Raw genomic sequence first — 16,646 nt, 5'->3', positions numbered from 1 at the left:
TACCCAGACGGTACCAGCGGGGTCCGCCCGGCCCAACTCATTTAATTCGTTCGATCCCGGGAACGGTACGGCATCGCATGCGGCATCGCATGCGGCATCGCATGTGGGTTGACAACGGGGGTACCCGCAGCCTCGGACCGGAACGGCCGGTCCGGACAGGAGGCGACAGTCATGGGCCTCGGCGGGTGCATCATCCTCATCGCCGTGGGAGCCATCCTCACGTTCGCGACCGACTTTCACATGAACGGCGTGAACGTTCATCTGGTCGGTTTCATTCTGATGATCGTCGGACTGATCGGGGTCGCGACGTTCAGCAGCATCGCGCGGCGCAGGCGGGTCGTGGTGCCGCCGCCGACGACCACGGTCGTCGAGGAGGAGCGGCACCACCACGGAAGCGCGTACGGCGACGGTTACCGGGACGGCTACGGCGTCTGAGCCCCGGCGGCCTCGGTCCCCTCGCCCCACACGTCCCCCTCGTCCATGCCCGCCAGCACCAGCGGCAGGCGGTCCGCCCCGCCCTCGGTGAGGCGGACCGGGACGCCCCAGTCCTGCTGGTGGACATGGCAGGCGGGGTATTCGTTGGCAGGGCCCGCGGCGGAGCCGCTGTCAGACGCGGTGTCGCAGGAGGCAGCCATCGCGGAGACGTGCAGCACGCCCTCGGTGACCTCCGGGTCGAGTTCGAGCGTGCGGGACAGGTCCGTGTCCGCGCCCTCTCCCTTCAGCAGCAGCTCCGGCGGGGTGGAGGACACCAGCAGACGGGTCGAGGGCCCGTACCGGGTGTCCAGCTTCTGCCCCGCCGGAGCCTGGAAGACGACGTCCAGCCGGAGCGTTCCGGGCGCGACCTCCGTCGCCGCGCGCTGGGTGCGGTGGGCCACGGACTCCACCCGCACCGCCTCCTCGGGCAACCGCAGCCGGGTCAGGCGGTGCCGGGCCGACTCCACGACCACGATGTCCTCGCCGACGAGCACGGCGTCGCTGGGCTCGCGCAGGTCGGTGGCGAGGGTGGTCACCTCGCCGGTGGCGGGGTCGTAGCGGCGCAGGGCGTGGTTGTAGGTGTCGCAGACGGCCACCGAACCGTCCGGCAGCGCCGTGACGCCCAACGGGTGCTGGAGAAGGGCCTGTTCGGCGGCGCCGTCGCGGTGCCCGAAGTCGAAGAGCCCGGTTCCGACGGCGGTGTGGACGTGCCCGTCGAGGTCCACCCAGCGCAGCGCGGAGGTCTCGGAGTCGGCGAGCCAGAGCCGGTCGGGGGTCGCCGCGAGCCCGGACGGCTGCGCGAACCAGGCCTCGGCACCCGGCCCGTCCACGAGCCCCTCGTTGGTCGTACCGGCGGTGACGGTGACGGTGCCCTCGGCCGGGTCGTACGCCCACAGCTGGTGCACGCCCGCCATGGCGATCCACACCTTGCCGCCGAAGACGGCCACGTCCCAGGGGGAGGACAGATCGACCTCGCGGGCCGGCCCCGAGGTCGGTGAGCCCTGCCACCACTGCTTTCCGGTCCCGGCGAGGGTCGTCACCGCCCCGCTGTCGAGGTCCAGGCGGCGCAGGGCATGGTTCACGGTGTCGGCGACGACCACGGACACCCCGTCATCGACGTCCTCAAGCAGTGCGAGCCCCTGCGGCTCACTGAAGGAAGCCTCCTCGGCACCGCCGTCGTCAAACCCGCGCACACCGGAACCGATACGCCGTACGACGGTCTCCCCGTCCCCCTCCAGCTCCACCAGCTGATGCCGGGTGGTGTCGCTGACCAGGAAGTTCCCGGAGGGCAGCAGCAGCGCCTTCCCCGGGAAACGCAGGGCGGTCGGCTCCGGCTCGGGCGCCACGTACGGGCCGTCACCGCGCCGCAGGGTGCCCTTCCCCTCGTGCTCGGCCTCCAGCTCGGTCACCAGCCGCTCGATGGCGTGCACATGCCCCTCACCGGCATGCTGCGCGACGACGTACCCCTCCGGGTCGATCACGACGAGCGTCGGCCAGGCCCGCACGGCGTACTGCTTCCAGGTCGCCAGCTCGGGATCGTCCAGCACCGGGTGCTCCACGCCGTACCGCTCCACGGCGTCCACGACAGCCTGGTGCTCGGCCTCGTGCACGAACTTCGGCGAGTGCACGCCGATGACGACGACGGTGTCCTGGTGCCTCTCCTCCAGCTCGCGGAGCTCGTCGAGGACATGCAGGCAGTTAATGCAACAAAATGTCCAAAAGTCGAGGACAACGATCCGCCCTCGAAGTTCCGCGAGGCTGTACTGCTGCCCCCCGGTGTTCAGCCAGCCCCCCTTCCCGACCAGCCCAGGAGCACGGACACGGGCGCGGCGGGGTGCGGGGGTGGGCACGGGGGCACCATCGTTCATGCTTCAAGCCTGCCATCTGGGGCCGTCCGCAGGCTCTTCCGGTAGACCGTGGAACTGTGCCGAACCGTCATGCCCACACGTAGGTACAGGGCGAGCGCTCCGGTATCAGAGTGCGTCGCGAGGGTGCAGGTCCGCCGGCCCTGCCGGTGGAAGGCGCGGAAGGCGTGACGCAGCAGCAGGCGGGCGATGCCCCGATTGCGGTGGTCACGGTGTACGGCGACCTCCTCGATGTAGCCTTCGCCGGTCTCTGGGAGGTCCAGCGCGATGACGGCGCCGACGAGTTGGGTGCCGTTGAACGCCAGTGCTGACATCGCGGGGGCGAAAGTGGGGCGTTCGACGGTGTGCTGGGCCCACTCGGAGTAGGACTTGCGCCGCTGCTGCCATTCGTCGAAGGCATCCTCGATGAGCTGGTGCGCAGCATGCTCGTCGCCGCAGCGGAACGGCCTCACCATGAGGCCCGCGGGCGGCTCGGGTACCGCCGGCTCGGCGGGCATGGCGAACTCCAGCAGCCATTCGGTCACCATCGGTTCGTATCCGCGGGAGCGCAGCAGTACGACGGCATCCGTATCGTCGTCCGGCACGGTCTGGACGATCTGATCGCTCCCTGCCTGGCGGGCCCTGGCCTCGGCCCAGTCCAGGAGCACGGTGCCGAGACCACGGCCCCGATACCGGGGGTGGACGTCCACCTCGGAGCGCCGGTTCACCCAGGCACGAGCGGCCAGCCGGCCCGCCTGGTCGTGGATCAGCAGGGTGTCCAGCTCCGGGATCAGTCCCGGCCGGGCGAGGACGGCAGCGATGCCCCCGGGGTCGGTCCGCACCCGGCCGTGCACCTCGCGTTCGCAAGCCGAGACGAGGCGATGGATGGTGCTGATGTCATCGGCTGTCGCTGGGGCTGCCTGGTAGCCCGGAGGTAAGGCAGGCACGAGGTCGGACATCGGTGGACCTTCCCGGGATGTCGAATCGGGCACGGCCTGGCGGTCTCCGGCCAGGCACAGCACCGCGACAGTGTTCCGCTCGAACTGGGGCGGATCAAAGGATTATCCGGACCGGCGCCTCGAGGGGCCCTCCGCCGTCATGCGGCGGGTGGAGTTCGTCGGTGAAACCGCGCCGTATAGGTGGGCCGCTTATCGGTGCAGGTCGAACCACACCGCCTTCCCCTCCGGGCGCGGCGGGCCGGCGTACGGGATGTCCGGGGCGTGGCCCCAGCGGCCCCCGGTGAGGGCGTCCACCAGGTGCAGCCCCCGGCCGCCCTTCTCCCAGGTCTCGGGGGTCAGCCCCCTCATCACCGGCGGGCTCGCGTCCCCGTCGTACACGACCACCCGCAACCGCCCCTCCTCCACCGCCAGCCAGAGCGCCGCGCCGTCGCCCTTGGCGTGTACGCAGGCGTTGGTGATGAGTTCGGAGGTGCAGAGGGTCGCGTCGTCCACGAGCTCGTCGCCGAGCCTCAGCTCACGGAGGACGGAGGCGACGAAGTCGCGGGCGATGCGGGGGGAGGTTTCGAGGGGAGGGCAGAAGAGGGTGTAGGAGTGCATGGGGATCAACTCCGATGGTGTGAGGGGTTGTCCATGCCACGACCGTGTTGCTGTCCGACGCCCCGGGTGTCTATGGGTCGGGGTGGCGCTTCCAACGGGTTGTGGGCGTGATGGAGTTGCGGATGCGTGACCACTTAGACACGCTCCGTGAGTACGAGACGAAGTTACTCGGTATATTTGCAACGCCGCAACCGCGTCACCGGAATTGATGAGGAGTACGCCATGCCGCCGAGGGCGACCCCCACTGCCCGTCAGGCTCGTCTCGGTACGGAGCTGCGCAGGTTGCGCGAGGCAGCAGGCCTGGTGTCCCGGGACGTCGCCGCATGGCTGGGCACGAATCAAGCGCAGATCAGCAACATCGAATCCGGCAAGCACGGCATCAGCGAGGAACGGCTGCGTAACCTCGCCGAGCACTACGCCTGCGACGACCCCGAGTTCATCGAGTCACTGGTCGCCATGGCCAACGAGCGTGACAAGGGGTGGTGGGAGGAGTACCGCAGCGTCATCTCTCCCAGGGCACTCGACCTTGCCGAACTGGAGCACCACGCGTCGTACGTGCGTACCTTCCAGGTCGTCCACATCCCAGGGGTTCTCCAGACCAAGGAACACGTGCGCGCAGCCCTGAACTTCGTCGAGTCGGGTGCCACGGAAGACGTCCATGAGGCTCGTGTCATGTTCCGCATGCAACGCCAGCAAGTACTCGACTCTGGAACACCGTACGACGTGATCATCCATGAGGCGGCGCTACGCATGCGCGTCGGCGGCTCCAAGGTCGCCCGTGCCCAACTCGAGCACCTCCTCCGCGCGGCCGAGAGGACGTCCCTCACCCTGCGCGTTATCCCCTTCACCGCCGACGGCTTCGCGGGCGCGGGCCTCGCCATGCAGTACTTCGGCGGAGCCGCCGCTGAGTTGGACACGGTGCAGATCGATACACCCCATGGGGCCGAGTTCATTGACGCGCCTGCTCAACTGAACCGCTACCGAGCCAAACTCGAACGCATTGACAGCGCCGCGCTCGCACAGGACGCTTCCCTCGACCTCATCCGCCGCATCGCCCAGGAACTGTGAAGGGTCCCCAGTGTCTTCAGCCCTCCGCTGGCAGAAGTCGTCGTACTCCGCAGGCGACTCCGACAACGACTGTCTGGAGATAGCCGCTTCCTCCACCACCCTCCACCTCCGCGAGAGCGACGACCCCGCCACCATCCTCACACCCGGTGCGGGGGCCCTTCACGCTCTGCTCAGGTCCCTCCACTGGCAGAAGTCGTCCTTCTCCGGAGGCGACGCCGACACGAACTGCCTGGAGATGGCCGCCGCCACCCCCACCACCCCCCGCCTCCGCGAAAGCGACACCCCCGCCACCGTCCTCACCCCGGCCCCCACCGCCCTCCACGCCCTGCTCACCGCGCTGAAACAGTGAGCAGGGCCACCAGCGGGCCGCGGGTTCAGTCCTGGCGGATCACATCCCGGCCGGGGCCACCGGAGAGGGTGTCACGTCCCGGGCCGCCGTACAGGCGGTCGTCGCCGCTGTTGCCGTACAGGCGGTCGTTGCCGCTCTGGCCGTACAGGGCATCGTTGCCCTTGCCGCCGTAGAGCGTGTCGTCCGCGCTGCCGCCGTAGAGCTTGTCGTTGCCGTCGTCGCCGGACAGGTACTGGCTTCCGGAGCCGCCGTGGAGGACGTCGTTGCCCTTGCCGCCCTGGACGATGTTGTCGCCGCCGCTCGCATAGATGGTGTCGTTGCCGTCGCCGCCCCAGGCCAGCCCCTCCGCGCCGACCGTGATGGTGTCGTTGCCCGCGTCGCCGGAGGCGTAGGCGCCGTCGAGGCGGCCGGAGTCGGTCAGTTTGTCGTTGCCCGCGCCCAGCGAGATCTCGGCGTAGGAGTAGACCTGGTCGGTGGCGTTCTTGTACGCGAGCGTGTCGTTGCCGTCGCCGAGGTTCGCGACCAGGGCGGCGTACGGGTCCTGGCTGTCCACGAGGGTGACCGTGCAGGAGACCTTCGTGCGGTCCGCGCGGTCGGGGTACGCGCAGTCGTGGCCCGCGCTGATCGGGACGACGTCGTCGATCACATAGGTGATGCCCGTGCGGTCGGCGGTGCGCGAAGCGGTGACGGTGGCCTTGTTGGTCTGGCCGGCGGCGGCCTTGTAGGTGAGCTGCCAGTCGTACCGGTTGACCGAGGCGGTGGCCGGTGACTGCGCGGCACCGGCGGTTCCGGCCAGGGCGGTGCCGAGGATCAGCGCCGCCACCGGGACGGCTCGTATCACCCGGCGGCGTACGGAAGAGCGAAGGAGCATTGCGGGACCTCCGAGAGGAACGTGCGGTGTCGTCTGCGACTTACGCACCGTTCGACGCGGCGCCGATGCGCCTGGTTGGGCAACTTCCTTGCACGCACTGGAAGTTCAGCTTCGGGACACCCCTCGGCCCGGCGGATTCAGGGTCCCGGTCAGCGCAGGGCGTGGCCGGTGGCCCGGCCGGTCGAGTGGGGCGCCGACGCTCAGCCCGTCGGCCTACCGGCGGCGTTGCGGACCGGCCGCCGGGGAAGCGCTGACGGTATGAGATTCCTCGTACGCGACCGGATCCTCGGCATCGGTGACGACTACTGGATCGAGGACGAGCACGGCAGCAAGGTGTTCCTCGTCGACGGCAAGGCGATGCGGCTGCGGGACACCTTCGAGCTGAAGGACACGCAGGGGCGGGTCCTCATCGACATCCACCAGAAGATGCTCAGCCTGCGGAACACCATGGTGATCGAGCGGGACGGCGAGCCGCTGGCGCGGATCAAGCGCAAGCGGCTCTCCCTGCTGCGCAACCACTACCGGGTGTCCCTGGTGGACGGCACGGAGCTGGACGTCAGCGGCAAGATCCTGGACCGGGAGTTCGCCGTCGAGTACGACGGTGAGCTGCTGGCGGTGATCTCCCGGCGCTGGCTGCACGTCCGGGAGACGTACGGCGTGGACGTCGTACGGGACGACGCGGACCCGGCGCTGCTGATCGCGGTGGCGGTGTGCGTGATCCATCTGGCGGAGCAGGAACGGGAGGACTGAGCAGTAGGTTGGGCCTACGAGACGAAGACGGGGGGCGAAACGTGGTCCCTGGGACGGACGCCGGTACGCCGGAGGCGCGGGAGCGGCGGAGCCGGGCCGTGGTGGTGTCGGCCCCGCCCGACACGGCCGTGACCGCGCGCCTCGCCTCCTTGCAGCGGACCGCCGGAAACAGCGCCGTCGTCAGCCTTCTGACGGAACGGCGGACTCCGGCGGACTCCGCCGAGAAGCACCGTAATGCACCGCGGTCTGCCCCTTAGGGCCTTCCACCACGCCGTGCCGCTGTCCTAGAACGGAAGACTTGGCAGCCGAGCCGGCGAGGGGAACCACCCATGCGCTCCGTCGAGCGGGACCACCGAAACGCGGGTGAGCGGCGGCCGGGCGCCCCGCACCCCGTCTCACCGTCGACACAGCTGAACGGCGCGTGGATACGGCACATCCAGCGCGTCGCCACGGGCGAGCGCGCCGCTCCCGCTGTCCGTGCCGAAGAGGCAGAGCCGGCGGAGTCGGCGGAGGCGAGCCGGCCGGGCCAGGACAAGGGCAAAAGCGACGGCAAGGAGATCGTCGCCCGGCTCAGCCAGTCGATCGAGCAGCAGACGGTCCAGGCGAAGTCCAAGCGGAACTTCTTCGCGCCCGGCACGTGGTGGCCCGAGCAGTGGATGGTTCACGGGCCCGCGCGGCTGAGAAAGACCCTGGACCGGCGGGTGATGCGCGGTGAGGCGTTCAACGACCAGGACCTGGCCGACATCAAGCAGCTCTCCGAGGTCAATCAGAAGTGGCTGAAGGAGGTGGGCATCGGTACGTACGACGAGGCCGCACGCTACGCGGAGGGGCCGTTCAAGGACTGGCTGCGGCTCGACGCGGGCAAGCGCGTGCTCACCGCGACGCTGGCCGTCCGGAAGAACCACCCGGCCGTCAGGGACGCGGCCGTCGGAACGCCGACGGACCCGGCCTACACGCTCGGCCGGTTCATGCTGACTCAGGCGCCCGGCACCGCGCCGGACGAGCGGCAGAGCCTGGAGAGGGAGCGCGACCAGCAGATCCGCGACACCGCCGTCGACACCCTGTACCCGGACGGCGTGGCGCCCGACCGCAAGCACACCGGGGCCGTCCCGGCAGCGGGCACCACGCTGGGCAACGGGAAGAGGAAGGCGCCCGACTATGCCGGGAAGGACACCAGGGCCCGTGAGATGCTCACCAAGATCCTGCTCGTCCTGCGCCACGGGCTGCAGCTCTACAGCCCTGAAGAGGGCGGGCACGTGGCGGACCACGAGCAGGACGTCATCCGCGCGCTGGCGCACGGCGGGCGTGTCAACGTCCGTATCCCGGCGCTGAAATCCAAGGACGAACCCGCGTACTCGCTTCCCCACTTCCTGGGTGTCACCAAGGACGCCGTCAAGGGGGAGGCCGCGGAGGACGTGTCGGAACGCGACTACGCCACGCACCGCACCTCCATCGGAGCCAACAAGGACGACAAGCCGGGCAAGTTCAAGGAGAAGGGTGGCATCCTGGCGTCCGCCACCAACAAGCTGGCGGTCGGTGCCGCCAGCCCGAAGCTGTGGGGCCAGGACACCTCCGGTGGCGGCTTCGGTTCCAAGGACTGGAACGGCGACATGGTCCTGCCGAACGGCTCGTACGGCCACGTTCTGCTGGTCTACCACCGCCCGACCATGGAGAAGGACGGCTCCCTCCAGATCGGCATCGAGACCATCGCGCCGCACGCCGACAGCCCGGTCGGCTACCAGCACGACTTCCGCTCCACCGAGGCCACCTCGAACCCCGAGTCGGTCCTGCACGGCCACAAGGGGGACAAGATCGGTTCCGGCGGCCTCGGCAAGAACGAACGCTTCGTCGACCTGCGGGCGATGGGGGCCTCCCACCCCAGCGGCGACTGGCGCGTCTACCTGGACGAGATCAAGAGGGACTGGGACCAAGCGCTCGCCGAGACGGAGAGCCTCTCGCAGGAGCGCCGGGCCCTCTACGAGACCCTGGTCGGGCCGCGGGCGGAGCGGTAGCGGTCCCGCTCGGCACACGCGGCCTACGGCCTGCGGATCAGCGCGGCGGCTCCAGGCCCAGGACCCTGTCCTTGAGCGCCGGGAACTGCTCCCGGGTCGTGGCGACCTTCGCCGGGTCGAACTCCACCGTGAGGACCTCCTCGCCGGCGCCCGCCTCGGCCAGTACCTCGCCCCACGGATCTACCACGATCGAGTGACCCGCCTGGGGAACCCCGGCGTGTGTCCCGGCCGTTCCACAGGCAAGCACGAACGCCTGGTTCTCGACCGCCCGCGCCTGAGCCAGCAGCGTCCAGTGCGCGCGACGGCGCTCGGGCCAGCCCGCCGGGATCACCAGGGTCTCGGCGCCGGCGCCGACCAGAGCACGGAACAGTTCGGGGAAACGGAGGTCGTAGCAGGTGGCCACGCCGAGGATGGTGCCGGGCAGACGGACCGTCACCAGGTCACGGCCCGCACCCATCAGGACGGCCTCGCCCTTGTCGAAGCCGAAGCGGTGGATCTTGCGGTAGGCCGCGGCCAGGTCACCGGAGGGGGAGAAGATGAGAGACGTGTTGTAGAGGGGGCCCTCACCCGCGGCGGAGCCGCTGTCGGATGCAGTGCGCTCCGGGATCGAGCCCGCGTGCAGCCACACGCCCGCGTCGCTCGCCGCCTTCGCCATCGCCTCGTACGTGGGGCCCTCGAGCGGTTCGGCCTCCCGCCCGAAGTCCTCGTAGGCGAAGGCACCCGTCGTCCACAGCTCGGGAAGTACGACCAGGTCGGACCCGGCCTGTTCACGGACCAGCGCGGCCATCCGGAGCCGCCTGGCTTCGACTGATTCGTCCTCTTCTACGGCGATCTGGATCAGCGAGGCGCGCACACTACCACCGTCCTGGCATTCGAGCCGTCCATACCGGGCCTACGATCGTCACACGAAAGCACTGCCGGGGTGCCTCACAGCAGCGTAACTTAGCGTTCCAAGACACCCGCCGACAGCAACGTCCCGCTGGCAACGCCGCCACAACCTGCCCGTGTACCGACCGCCGAGGGGTCCCGTTCCGTGAGTCTGCATCCCACCCTCCAGCCCTACGCCGACGCCTGGACCCACTCCATCGAAGCGATATCCGAACTGGTCCAGCCGCTCGTGGAGGGCGAATGGAACCGGCGGACCCCGTGCCCGGGCTGGTCGGTCCGCGACGTCGTCTCGCACGTCATCGGCATGGACTGCGAGATGCTCGGCGACCCGCGTCCCATCCACTCACTGCCGCGCGACCTGTTCCACGTCACGAACGAACACCAGCGCTACATGGAGATGCAGGTCGACGTCCGACGGCACCACACGGCCCCGGAGATGACCTCCGAGCTGGAGTACACGGTCATCCGCCGCAACCGCCAGCTGCGCAACGAGTCCCGCGAGCCCGGCCACAAGGTGCGCGGTCCGCTCGGCCGGGAGATCACGCTCGAGGAGGCCATGCGCATCCGCGCGTTCGACCTGTGGGTGCACGAGCAGGACCTGCGCGCGGCTCTCGGCCGGCCGGGCAACCTGGACTCGCCGGGCGCGTACGTCGCCCGGGACGTGCTGCTCGAGGCGCTGCCCCGGGTGGTCGCGAACGATGCGCAGGCGCCCCGGAGTTCCGCGATCGTCTTCGACGTGCACGGGCCCGTGGAGTTCCTGCGCACCATACGCGTCGACATCCAGGGCCGCGGCACCCTGGAGAGCACGCCCGCACTCGGCCCCGCCGCCACCCTCACCCTCGACTGGGAGACGTACGTCCGCCTGGCCTGCGGCCGGGTCACGCCGGAGGCCGCGGCCGACCGGGTGAAGACCGAGGGGGACCCGGCTCTGACGGGCGCGATCCTGCGGAACTTCGCGGTGACGCCCTGACGAGGTGACGGGTGACTGGGCCTGGCGTACCCCACCGTCGCACCGGTGGCCGGCCAGGCCCTGCCGCCCGCGTCAGGCGGGCACGTGCACCGTCTCCACCCGGCTGGCGACCAGCCGTTCCCGCTCCCGGCGGGCCGCCCGGCCGCGCAGGCGCAGGATCTGGCTGACGCCGAGGGCCTGGAGGACGAAGACGGCGGAGAAGGCGATGGTGTAGTCGTCGCCGGTGGCGTCCAGGAGGACACCGACCGCGAACAGGGTCGTCATGGAGGCGACGAAACCACCCATGTTGGTGATTCCGGAGGCGGTGCCCTGCCGCTCCGGCGGGTTGGCGGGGCGGGCGAAGTCGAAGCCGAGCATCGACGCCGGGCCACAGGCACCCAGCACCGCGCACAGCACCACCAGCAGCCACATCGGGGCGTGCTCGGCCGGATAGAGGAGGGTCGCCGCCCACACGGTCGCCGTCGCCGCGACCGTGCCCAGCGCCAGCGGCAGCCGCGCGGCGTGGTGCCGGGCGACGACCTGGCCGTAGACCAGGCCGATCACCATGTTCGACAGGACGACCAGGGTGAGCAGTTCACCCGCCGTGGCGCGATTGAGGCCCTGCGCCTGGACGAGGAAGGGCAGGCCCCACAGCAGCAGGAACACCATCGCCGGGAACTGGGTGGTGAAGTGCACCCAGAGGCCGAGGCGCGTGCCCGGCTCCCGCCAGGAGGCGGCGATCTGCCTGCGTACGTAGGCCGCGCCCCGGTGCGGGAAGGGCTCCGGCTCACAGCCCTCGGGGTGGTCCCTGAGGAACAGCAGGACGAGGACCAGGACGACCGCGCCGGCGACCGAGCTGCCCGCGAACGCCGGGGTCCAGCCGACGCCGTGCAGCAGCCGGGCCAGCACCAGCGTGGAGACCAGGTTGCCGGCCATCCCGGCCAGGCCCGCGAGCTGCGCGACGAGCGGCCCGCGCCGGGCCGGGAACCAGCGCGTGCCCAGCCGCAGCACGCTGATGAAGGTCATGGCGTCACCGCAGCCGAGCAGCGCGCGGGAGGCGAGCGCCGTGCCGTACGAAGGGGAGAACGCGAAGCCGAGCTGGCCCGCCGTGAACAGCACGACCCCGATGGTCAGCACCTTCTTCGTGCCGAGCCGGTCGACGAGCAGGCCCACGGGTATCTGCATGCCCGCGTACACCAGGAGCTGGAGGATCGAGAAGGTCGACAGGGCGGAGGCGTTCACGTGGAAGCGCTCGGCCGCGTCGAGCCCGGCGACCCCCAGGGACGTACGGAAGATGACGGCGACGAAGTAGACCGAGACGCCGATGGACCACACGGCGACGGCACGGCGACCGCCCGGCGGGTCCCCCGGAAGGGTGGTGTGGGCGCTCGTGGCGCTCATCGGACCTCCCCCCGCGCGAGGTGCGAGAACCAGCTCACGTGCCGGTGCACGACCGCCACCGCCGCCTCCGCGTCCCCCGAGCGCAGCGCCTCGAGGATCTCCTCGTGCTCGGTGAGGGTCTTGGCGATCCGGTCGGGGTGGGAGTGCATCACGGCGACGCCCATCCGCAGCTGGCGGTCGCGCAACTGGTCGTAGAGGCGGGAGAGGATCTCGTTGCCGCCGCTGCGCACGATCTCGGCGTGGAAGCAGCGGTCGGTGACCGCGGCCGCGGCCAGGTCTCCGGCGGCGGCCTGCGCCTTCTGCTGCGCGAGCAGCTCCTCGAGCCGCTCGATCAGCCCGGGCCCGGCGGGTACGGCCTTGCGTGCCGCGTGCTCCTCCACCAGCTGCCGGGTCTCCACGACGTCGGCGATCTCCTGCGCGGAGACGGGCAGCACCAGGGCGCCCTTCTTCGGGTAGAGCTTGATCAGCCCCTCCGCCTCCAGGCGCAGCAGCGCCTCGCGCACCGGCGTGCGGGAGACCCCCACGGCCTCGGCCAGTTCGCCCTCGGTGAGCAGGATGCCGCCCTCGTAGCGGCGGTTCAGGACGCCTTGCTTGACGTGGGTGTAGACGCGGTCGGCGGCGGGTGGCTGCTTGAGGGGTGCGGGCGGGGCGACGGACGGCACGGATGGCATGTGCACATCTTAGATACAACACGTACGCGTAGCCCCTCCCCGTCCATCATGCGGACCCCGCGTGTCCCGGCGACGCCCCGGCGGCATCCCGAGCGTCAGCCATCTCACAGTCGGAATACAGAGACCCCCCGAGAAGCCGCACAACCTTCTGTGCTACTTACGTGTCAGACACATGCGGCCCACTCCCCTTGCCACCTCAACTCGGCCGCATTATCAAGGGCATTCGAGACAATCGGGGTATTTACTTGATTACCGGCATTAAGGGCATCCGCATCCGCCGCGCCGCCGCCGTCGCCGTCACCTCCGGCGCGCTGCTCGCCACGGGCGCCCTCACCGCGGCGCCCGCGCAGGCCGTCAGCACGCCCTCGATCGTGGCCAAGGGCGGCTACCTCATGAACAACGCCAACGCCAAGACGCTGTTCACCAAGGCGGCGGACGGGCAACTCCCCACCGGCTCCACCACGAAGATCATGACCGCCAAGGTCGTGCTGGCGCAGTCGAACCTCAACCTCGACGCCAAGGTGACGATCGCGAAGGAGTACAGCGACTACGTCGTCAGGAACAACGCCTCCCAGGCGCACCTGATCGTCGGCGACAAGGTGACCGTCCGCCAGCTGCTGTACGGCCTGATGCTGCCGTCCGGCTGCGACGCCGCCTACGCGCTGGCCGACAAGTACGGCACCGGCTCCACCCGGGCCAAGCGCGTGGCGAACTTCATCGGCAAGATGAACACCGCCGCCAGGAGCCTCGGCCTGACGCACACCCACTTCGACTCGTTCGACGGCATCGGCAACGGCAACAACCTCTCGACGCCGCGCGACCTGACGAAGATCGCCAGCAGCGCGATGAAGAACTCCACGTTCCGGTCGATCGTCAAGACCAAGTCCTACACGGCCAAGACGGTCACCAAGACCGGCAGCACCCGCACGATGAACCCGTGGACCAACACCAACGGGCTCCTCAACAGCTACAGCGGCACCATCGGTGTGAAGACCGGCTCCGGCCCCGAGGCCAAGTACTGCCTGGTCTTCGCCGCGACCCGGAACGGCAAGACGGTCATCGGCACCGTGCTCGCCTCCTCCTCCATCCCCCAGCGCGAGTCGGACGCGAAGAAGCTCATGAGCTACGGCTTCGCCAAGCTCGGCTGACGCCCACGCGGTGCACGGGCCCGTCGCGGTGAGCGGCGGGCCCTTCGCGTGTCCGGCCGTTCAGCCCAGACCGGGCAGCCGCCGCAGCTCACCGACCTTCAGAAGTCGGCCGAGTACGAGATACACGACCACCAGGACGAGCGCCCCCGCGAGGGTGGCGAGCGCCGCCGGTACGGTGCCCGTCCCCAGAGCGGCACCGCAGGACCGCGCGGCCGCCCAGGCCGCCCCCGCCGCGCAGGCCGACGCGGCCAGCAGCTTGGTGTAGGTGGCCCGCACGGTTCCGTCGTCGAGCCGGCCGCCGGCCTTCTTCGCCAGCAGGCGTGCGGTGAGGGCGAGTCCGGCCAGGTAGGAGAGGGTGTAGGCGCCGGCCATGCCGGTGACCGCCCAGCGAGTGGGCAGCAGCAGATGGCACGCGGTGGCCAGGGCGATGTTCACCACCCCGATCCACACCGCCATGAGGAACGGCGTACGGGTGTCCTCGAAGGCGTAGAAGCCGCGCAGCAGCAGGTACTGGGCGGAGAACGGGATCAGGCCGAGCCCGAACGCCTGGAGCATGTGACCCATCGGCTGGGCGGAGGCCGGATCCGCGGCGCCGTGCGCGAAGACCAGGGTGGCGATCTGCGGGCCCAGGGCGAGGAAGAGGAAGGCCGCCGGCACCATGACGACCCCGCTGATCCGCAGCGCCCGGGACAGGTCGGCGCGCAGGTCGGTGATCCGGCCCTCGGCGGCGGCCCTGCTCATGCGCGGCAGCAGCGCGGTGACCAGGGAGACGGTGACGATGGACTGGGGCAGCATCCACAGGGTCTGCGCGTAGGTGTACGCGGTGTAGCCCACGCCCGAGTTCGGCAGTTCCTGGTCGGCGGCGGTGGCGTAGTTGGTGACCACGGCGAGCGCCACCTGGTTGGCCAGGACGAAGAGCAGGGTCCACTTGGCCGCGTGGATACCGGAGCCCAGCCCCGTACCGCGCCAGTCGAACCGGGGCCGGAAGCGGAAGCCGGCGGCGCGGGCGAAGGGGATCAGCGCGAGGGCCTGTACGGCGATCCCGGCCGTGGTTCCGACGCCGAGCCAGCGCACCTGTGTGTCGGTGACCTGCGCGACCGAGTCCGGCACGGTCATCAGGCTCAGGTAGCCGCCGAACATGGCCAGCAGCACGATGTTGTTGAGCACCGGAGTCCACATCATCGCGCCGAACTTCTCGCGGGCGTTGAGGACCTGGCCGTAGATCGAGAAGAGGCCGTAGAAGAAGATCTGCGGCAGCAGGAACCGGGCGAAGACGACGGTGAGCCGGAACGCCTCGTGCTGGCGGGGGGTGTCCCGCATGTAGATGCCCACGATCAGCGGCGCCGCCCACACCGCCAGCGCCGTCCCGACGGCCAGCACGGTGACGACGAGGGTCACCAGGCGCTGCTCGTACGCCTTTCCGCCGTCGGGGTGGGTCTTGCGCGCCCTGACGAGCTGCGGCACGAGGACGGCGTTGAGCGCGCCGCCGATCAGCAGCGTGTACAGGCTGGTGGGCACGGTGTTGGCGGTGTTGTACGTGGTGGCCAGCAGCCCGTTGCCGAGCGCCGCGCCCTGCAGAACCGTCCGGATCAGCCCGGTCGCCCGTGAGACGACGGTACCGACAGCCATGAGCGCGGAGGAGCGAACGAGCCCGCCCCGCTCCTTCTCGCGCCGTCTGGCGTGCCGTGCTCTGCCGTTCGTATCCGTCAACATGTGTTCAAGATAAGGCAGTTGAGATCACGCACGCTCAACTGCTGTCCCGCCAGCGGAATCAGCGATCTTCGCTCACAATCGTGAATATCGCGGCTTCGGTTGGCATATTCGATTTGCTCCGCTTTACGTTCCGCTGCGGAGGTGGTTCACATGATCGAACCGAGTAATCGACGCGACCCCGCCGAACAGCGGGACGCGATCGACGTCAGCGACTTCGTGTACGCGGCGACCGGCGCCCGGGTGCGCCGGCTGACCATGCCGGACGGGACGCATTGGTTTCCGGCGGTGGATGTCTGCAAGGAACTGGGGTACACCACGACCCGAAAGGCACTGACGGACCATGTACCGGAGGACCATCGAGAAAGTCTTGAGAGAGTGACTGGAAGTCACTCTCTCAGCATTCCCGCAGGTAGGGAATGGCGCCGAGACCTGCAACTCATCAACCTCCAAGGTCTGATTCGCCTCGTCAACGCCTGCACGAAACCTGCCTGCGAGCCCTTCAAGCAGTGGGCCGCCGAGGTGATCGAGACAGTGCAGCGAGAGGGTTCATACACCCTCGAAGAGGCCGAGGTGCAGCCCATCGACCCGAGTGCCCCGGTCGTCTACGCCATGCCGGATCAGGTCGCGGATGCCATCGTCCGGCTCGAGGCGCACAACCTCCAACTGGACGAGGAGCTTGCGAACGCACAGCAGGAATCTCTCGTGCTTCAGAAGGAGACACTCTCGCTCCAGAAGGAGACGGTCACCCTGCAAAGGGAGATGCTGGCCACGCAGAAGGCCACGCTCGCCGTGCAGCAGGCCTTGGTCCGGGCGCTGGAACGCATCGCGGACCAGGTCGACGCTCTCGTCTTCGAGGGTGGGGCGCCCCGCAACGGCTTCCTCTGACGGACCCTGAGAGAGAAAGGCGGAGGGGGCGGTCGCAAGACGAAGTTGCGGCCGCCCCCTCCGGTGC

The 16,646-nt window shown here is 69.7% G+C and carries 15 protein-coding genes and 1 pseudogene; 8 read left to right on the top strand and 8 right to left on the bottom strand.

Annotated elements, in window-relative coordinates; translation table 11 throughout:
• Nucleotides 1-171 precede the first annotated feature (171 nt).
• The gene (locus ACH45E_RS09425) at nt 172-435 is read left to right on the top strand and encodes a DUF6458 family protein (protein ID WP_361442283.1); all 264 of its coding nucleotides are present in this window, start codon (nt 172-174) and stop codon (nt 433-435) included.
• On the opposite strand, the gene ACH45E_RS09420 is transcribed toward ACH45E_RS09425, so the two are convergent.
• From ACH45E_RS09420 to ACH45E_RS09410, 3 genes are all read right to left on the bottom strand, one after another.
• On the bottom strand, nt 423-2,342 hold the full coding sequence (locus ACH45E_RS09420; RefSeq protein ID WP_361442280.1) for an NHL domain-containing thioredoxin family protein: 1,920 nt from the start codon (nt 2,340-2,342) through the stop codon (nt 423-425). The two genes, ACH45E_RS09425 and ACH45E_RS09420, sit on opposite strands and share 13 nt — an antisense overlap.
• A complete protein-coding gene (locus ACH45E_RS09415) occupies nt 2,339-3,160 on the bottom strand; it encodes a GNAT family N-acetyltransferase (RefSeq protein WP_361442277.1) in 822 nt (273 codons plus the stop codon). Before ACH45E_RS09415 ends, ACH45E_RS09420 begins: the two co-directional genes overlap by 4 nt.
• A 306-nt stretch (nt 3,161-3,466) precedes the next feature.
• On the bottom strand, nt 3,467-3,874 hold the full coding sequence (locus ACH45E_RS09410; RefSeq protein ID WP_361442274.1) for an ATP-binding protein: 408 nt from the start codon (nt 3,872-3,874) through the stop codon (nt 3,467-3,469).
• A 177-nt stretch (nt 3,875-4,051) separates the two neighbouring features.
• Between ACH45E_RS09410 and ACH45E_RS09405 the strand changes: the two genes are divergently transcribed.
• Together ACH45E_RS09405 and ACH45E_RS09400 are read left to right on the top strand one after the other, a co-directional pair.
• Nucleotides 4,052-4,942, top strand: a complete 891-nt coding sequence (locus tag ACH45E_RS09405) for a helix-turn-helix transcriptional regulator (RefSeq protein WP_361442271.1) — start codon at nt 4,052-4,054, stop codon at nt 4,940-4,942.
• A gap of 10 nt (nt 4,943-4,952) precedes the next feature.
• A complete protein-coding gene (locus ACH45E_RS09400; protein ID WP_361442268.1) occupies nt 4,953-5,291 on the top strand; it encodes a DUF397 domain-containing protein in 339 nt (112 codons plus the stop codon).
• A 25-nt stretch (nt 5,292-5,316) separates the two neighbouring features.
• Here ACH45E_RS09400 and ACH45E_RS09395 read toward each other — a convergent pair whose 3' ends face one another.
• On the bottom strand, nt 5,317-6,162 hold the full coding sequence (locus ACH45E_RS09395; protein ID WP_361442265.1) for a calcium-binding protein: 846 nt from the start codon (nt 6,160-6,162) through the stop codon (nt 5,317-5,319).
• Nucleotides 6,163-6,420: 258 nt separating this feature from the next.
• Here ACH45E_RS09395 and ACH45E_RS09390 point away from each other — a divergent pair, with 258 nt between their 5' ends.
• Both ACH45E_RS09390 and ACH45E_RS09385 read left to right on the top strand, forming a co-directional pair.
• Nucleotides 6,421-6,912 carry an LURP-one-related family protein gene (locus ACH45E_RS09390; RefSeq protein WP_361442262.1) on the top strand — a complete coding sequence of 164 codons (492 nt, stop codon included), beginning with the start codon at nt 6,421-6,423 and terminating at the stop codon, nt 6,910-6,912.
• 329 nt (nt 6,913-7,241) lie between these two features.
• On the top strand, nt 7,242-8,924 hold the full coding sequence (locus ACH45E_RS09385) for a PE-PGRS family protein (RefSeq protein WP_361442259.1): 1,683 nt from the start codon (nt 7,242-7,244) through the stop codon (nt 8,922-8,924).
• A gap of 37 nt (nt 8,925-8,961) precedes the next feature.
• Here ACH45E_RS09385 and ACH45E_RS09380 read toward each other — a convergent pair whose 3' ends face one another.
• Entirely contained in the window at nt 8,962-9,777 is an 816-nt protein-coding gene (locus ACH45E_RS09380; protein WP_361442256.1) for a carbon-nitrogen family hydrolase, read from the bottom strand.
• Nucleotides 9,778-9,957: 180 nt separating this feature from the next.
• On the opposite strand from ACH45E_RS09380, the gene ACH45E_RS09375 reads away from it, so the two are divergent.
• Nucleotides 9,958-10,782, top strand: coding sequence for a maleylpyruvate isomerase family mycothiol-dependent enzyme (locus ACH45E_RS09375; RefSeq protein WP_361442253.1), 825 nt, complete (start codon nt 9,958-9,960; stop codon nt 10,780-10,782).
• A gap of 72 nt (nt 10,783-10,854) precedes the next feature.
• Here ACH45E_RS09375 and ACH45E_RS09370 read toward each other — a convergent pair whose 3' ends face one another.
• The gene (locus ACH45E_RS09370) at nt 10,855-12,162 is read right to left on the bottom strand and encodes an MFS transporter (protein WP_361442250.1); all 1,308 of its coding nucleotides are present in this window, start codon (nt 12,160-12,162) and stop codon (nt 10,855-10,857) included.
• Nucleotides 12,159-12,833: a GntR family transcriptional regulator gene (locus tag ACH45E_RS09365; RefSeq protein WP_361442247.1), complete on the bottom strand. Its 675-nt coding sequence runs from the start codon at nt 12,831-12,833 to the stop codon at nt 12,159-12,161. The genes ACH45E_RS09370 and ACH45E_RS09365 overlap by 4 nt, the downstream gene beginning before the upstream one ends.
• A gap of 245 nt (nt 12,834-13,078) precedes the next feature.
• On the opposite strand from ACH45E_RS09365, the gene ACH45E_RS09360 reads away from it, so the two are divergent.
• Nucleotides 13,079-13,981, top strand: coding sequence for a D-alanyl-D-alanine carboxypeptidase (locus ACH45E_RS09360; protein WP_361442244.1), 903 nt, complete (start codon nt 13,079-13,081; stop codon nt 13,979-13,981).
• A gap of 60 nt (nt 13,982-14,041) precedes the next feature.
• Here the strand turns inward: ACH45E_RS09360 and murJ are convergent, their stop codons facing one another.
• The gene (gene murJ, locus ACH45E_RS09355; protein ID WP_361442241.1) at nt 14,042-15,694 is read right to left on the bottom strand and encodes a murein biosynthesis integral membrane protein MurJ; all 1,653 of its coding nucleotides are present in this window, start codon (nt 15,692-15,694) and stop codon (nt 14,042-14,044) included.
• A 150-nt stretch (nt 15,695-15,844) separates the two neighbouring features.
• On the opposite strand from murJ, the pseudogene ACH45E_RS09350 reads away from it, so the two are divergent.
• Nucleotides 15,845-16,561 (top strand): annotated as a pseudogene (locus ACH45E_RS09350) (Bro-N domain-containing protein); the annotation flags it as partial.
• Between the last annotated feature and the right edge of the window lie 85 nt (nt 16,562-16,646).

The sequence above is a fragment of the Streptomyces sp. NPDC020299 genome, from assembly GCF_044387825.1.
GTDB lineage: Bacteria > Actinomycetota > Actinomycetes > Streptomycetales > Streptomycetaceae > Streptomyces.
Note: the sequence above shows the minus strand (reverse complement) of the source record. Positions and strands in the feature narration are given on the sequence as shown.

Coding starts and splice junctions, on each gene's coding strand:
- ACH45E_RS09420 (WP_361442280.1), bottom strand. CDS start 2,342: ATGAACGATGGTGCCCCCGTGCCCACCCCCGCACCCCGCCGCGCCCGT.
- ACH45E_RS09365 (WP_361442247.1), bottom strand. CDS start 12,833: ATGCCATCCGTGCCGTCCGTCGCCCCGCCCGCACCCCTCAAGCAGCCA.
- ACH45E_RS09385 (WP_361442259.1), top strand. CDS start 7,242: ATGCGCTCCGTCGAGCGGGACCACCGAAACGCGGGTGAGCGGCGGCCG.
- ACH45E_RS09390 (WP_361442262.1), top strand. CDS start 6,421: ATGAGATTCCTCGTACGCGACCGGATCCTCGGCATCGGTGACGACTAC.
- ACH45E_RS09370 (WP_361442250.1), bottom strand. CDS start 12,162: ATGAGCGCCACGAGCGCCCACACCACCCTTCCGGGGGACCCGCCGGGC.
- ACH45E_RS09410 (WP_361442274.1), bottom strand. CDS start 3,874: ATGCACTCCTACACCCTCTTCTGCCCTCCCCTCGAAACCTCCCCCCGC.
- ACH45E_RS09395 (WP_361442265.1), bottom strand. CDS start 6,162: ATGCTCCTTCGCTCTTCCGTACGCCGCCGGGTGATACGAGCCGTCCCG.
- ACH45E_RS09425 (WP_361442283.1), top strand. CDS start 172: ATGGGCCTCGGCGGGTGCATCATCCTCATCGCCGTGGGAGCCATCCTC.
- murJ (WP_361442241.1), bottom strand. CDS start 15,694: ATGTTGACGGATACGAACGGCAGAGCACGGCACGCCAGACGGCGCGAG.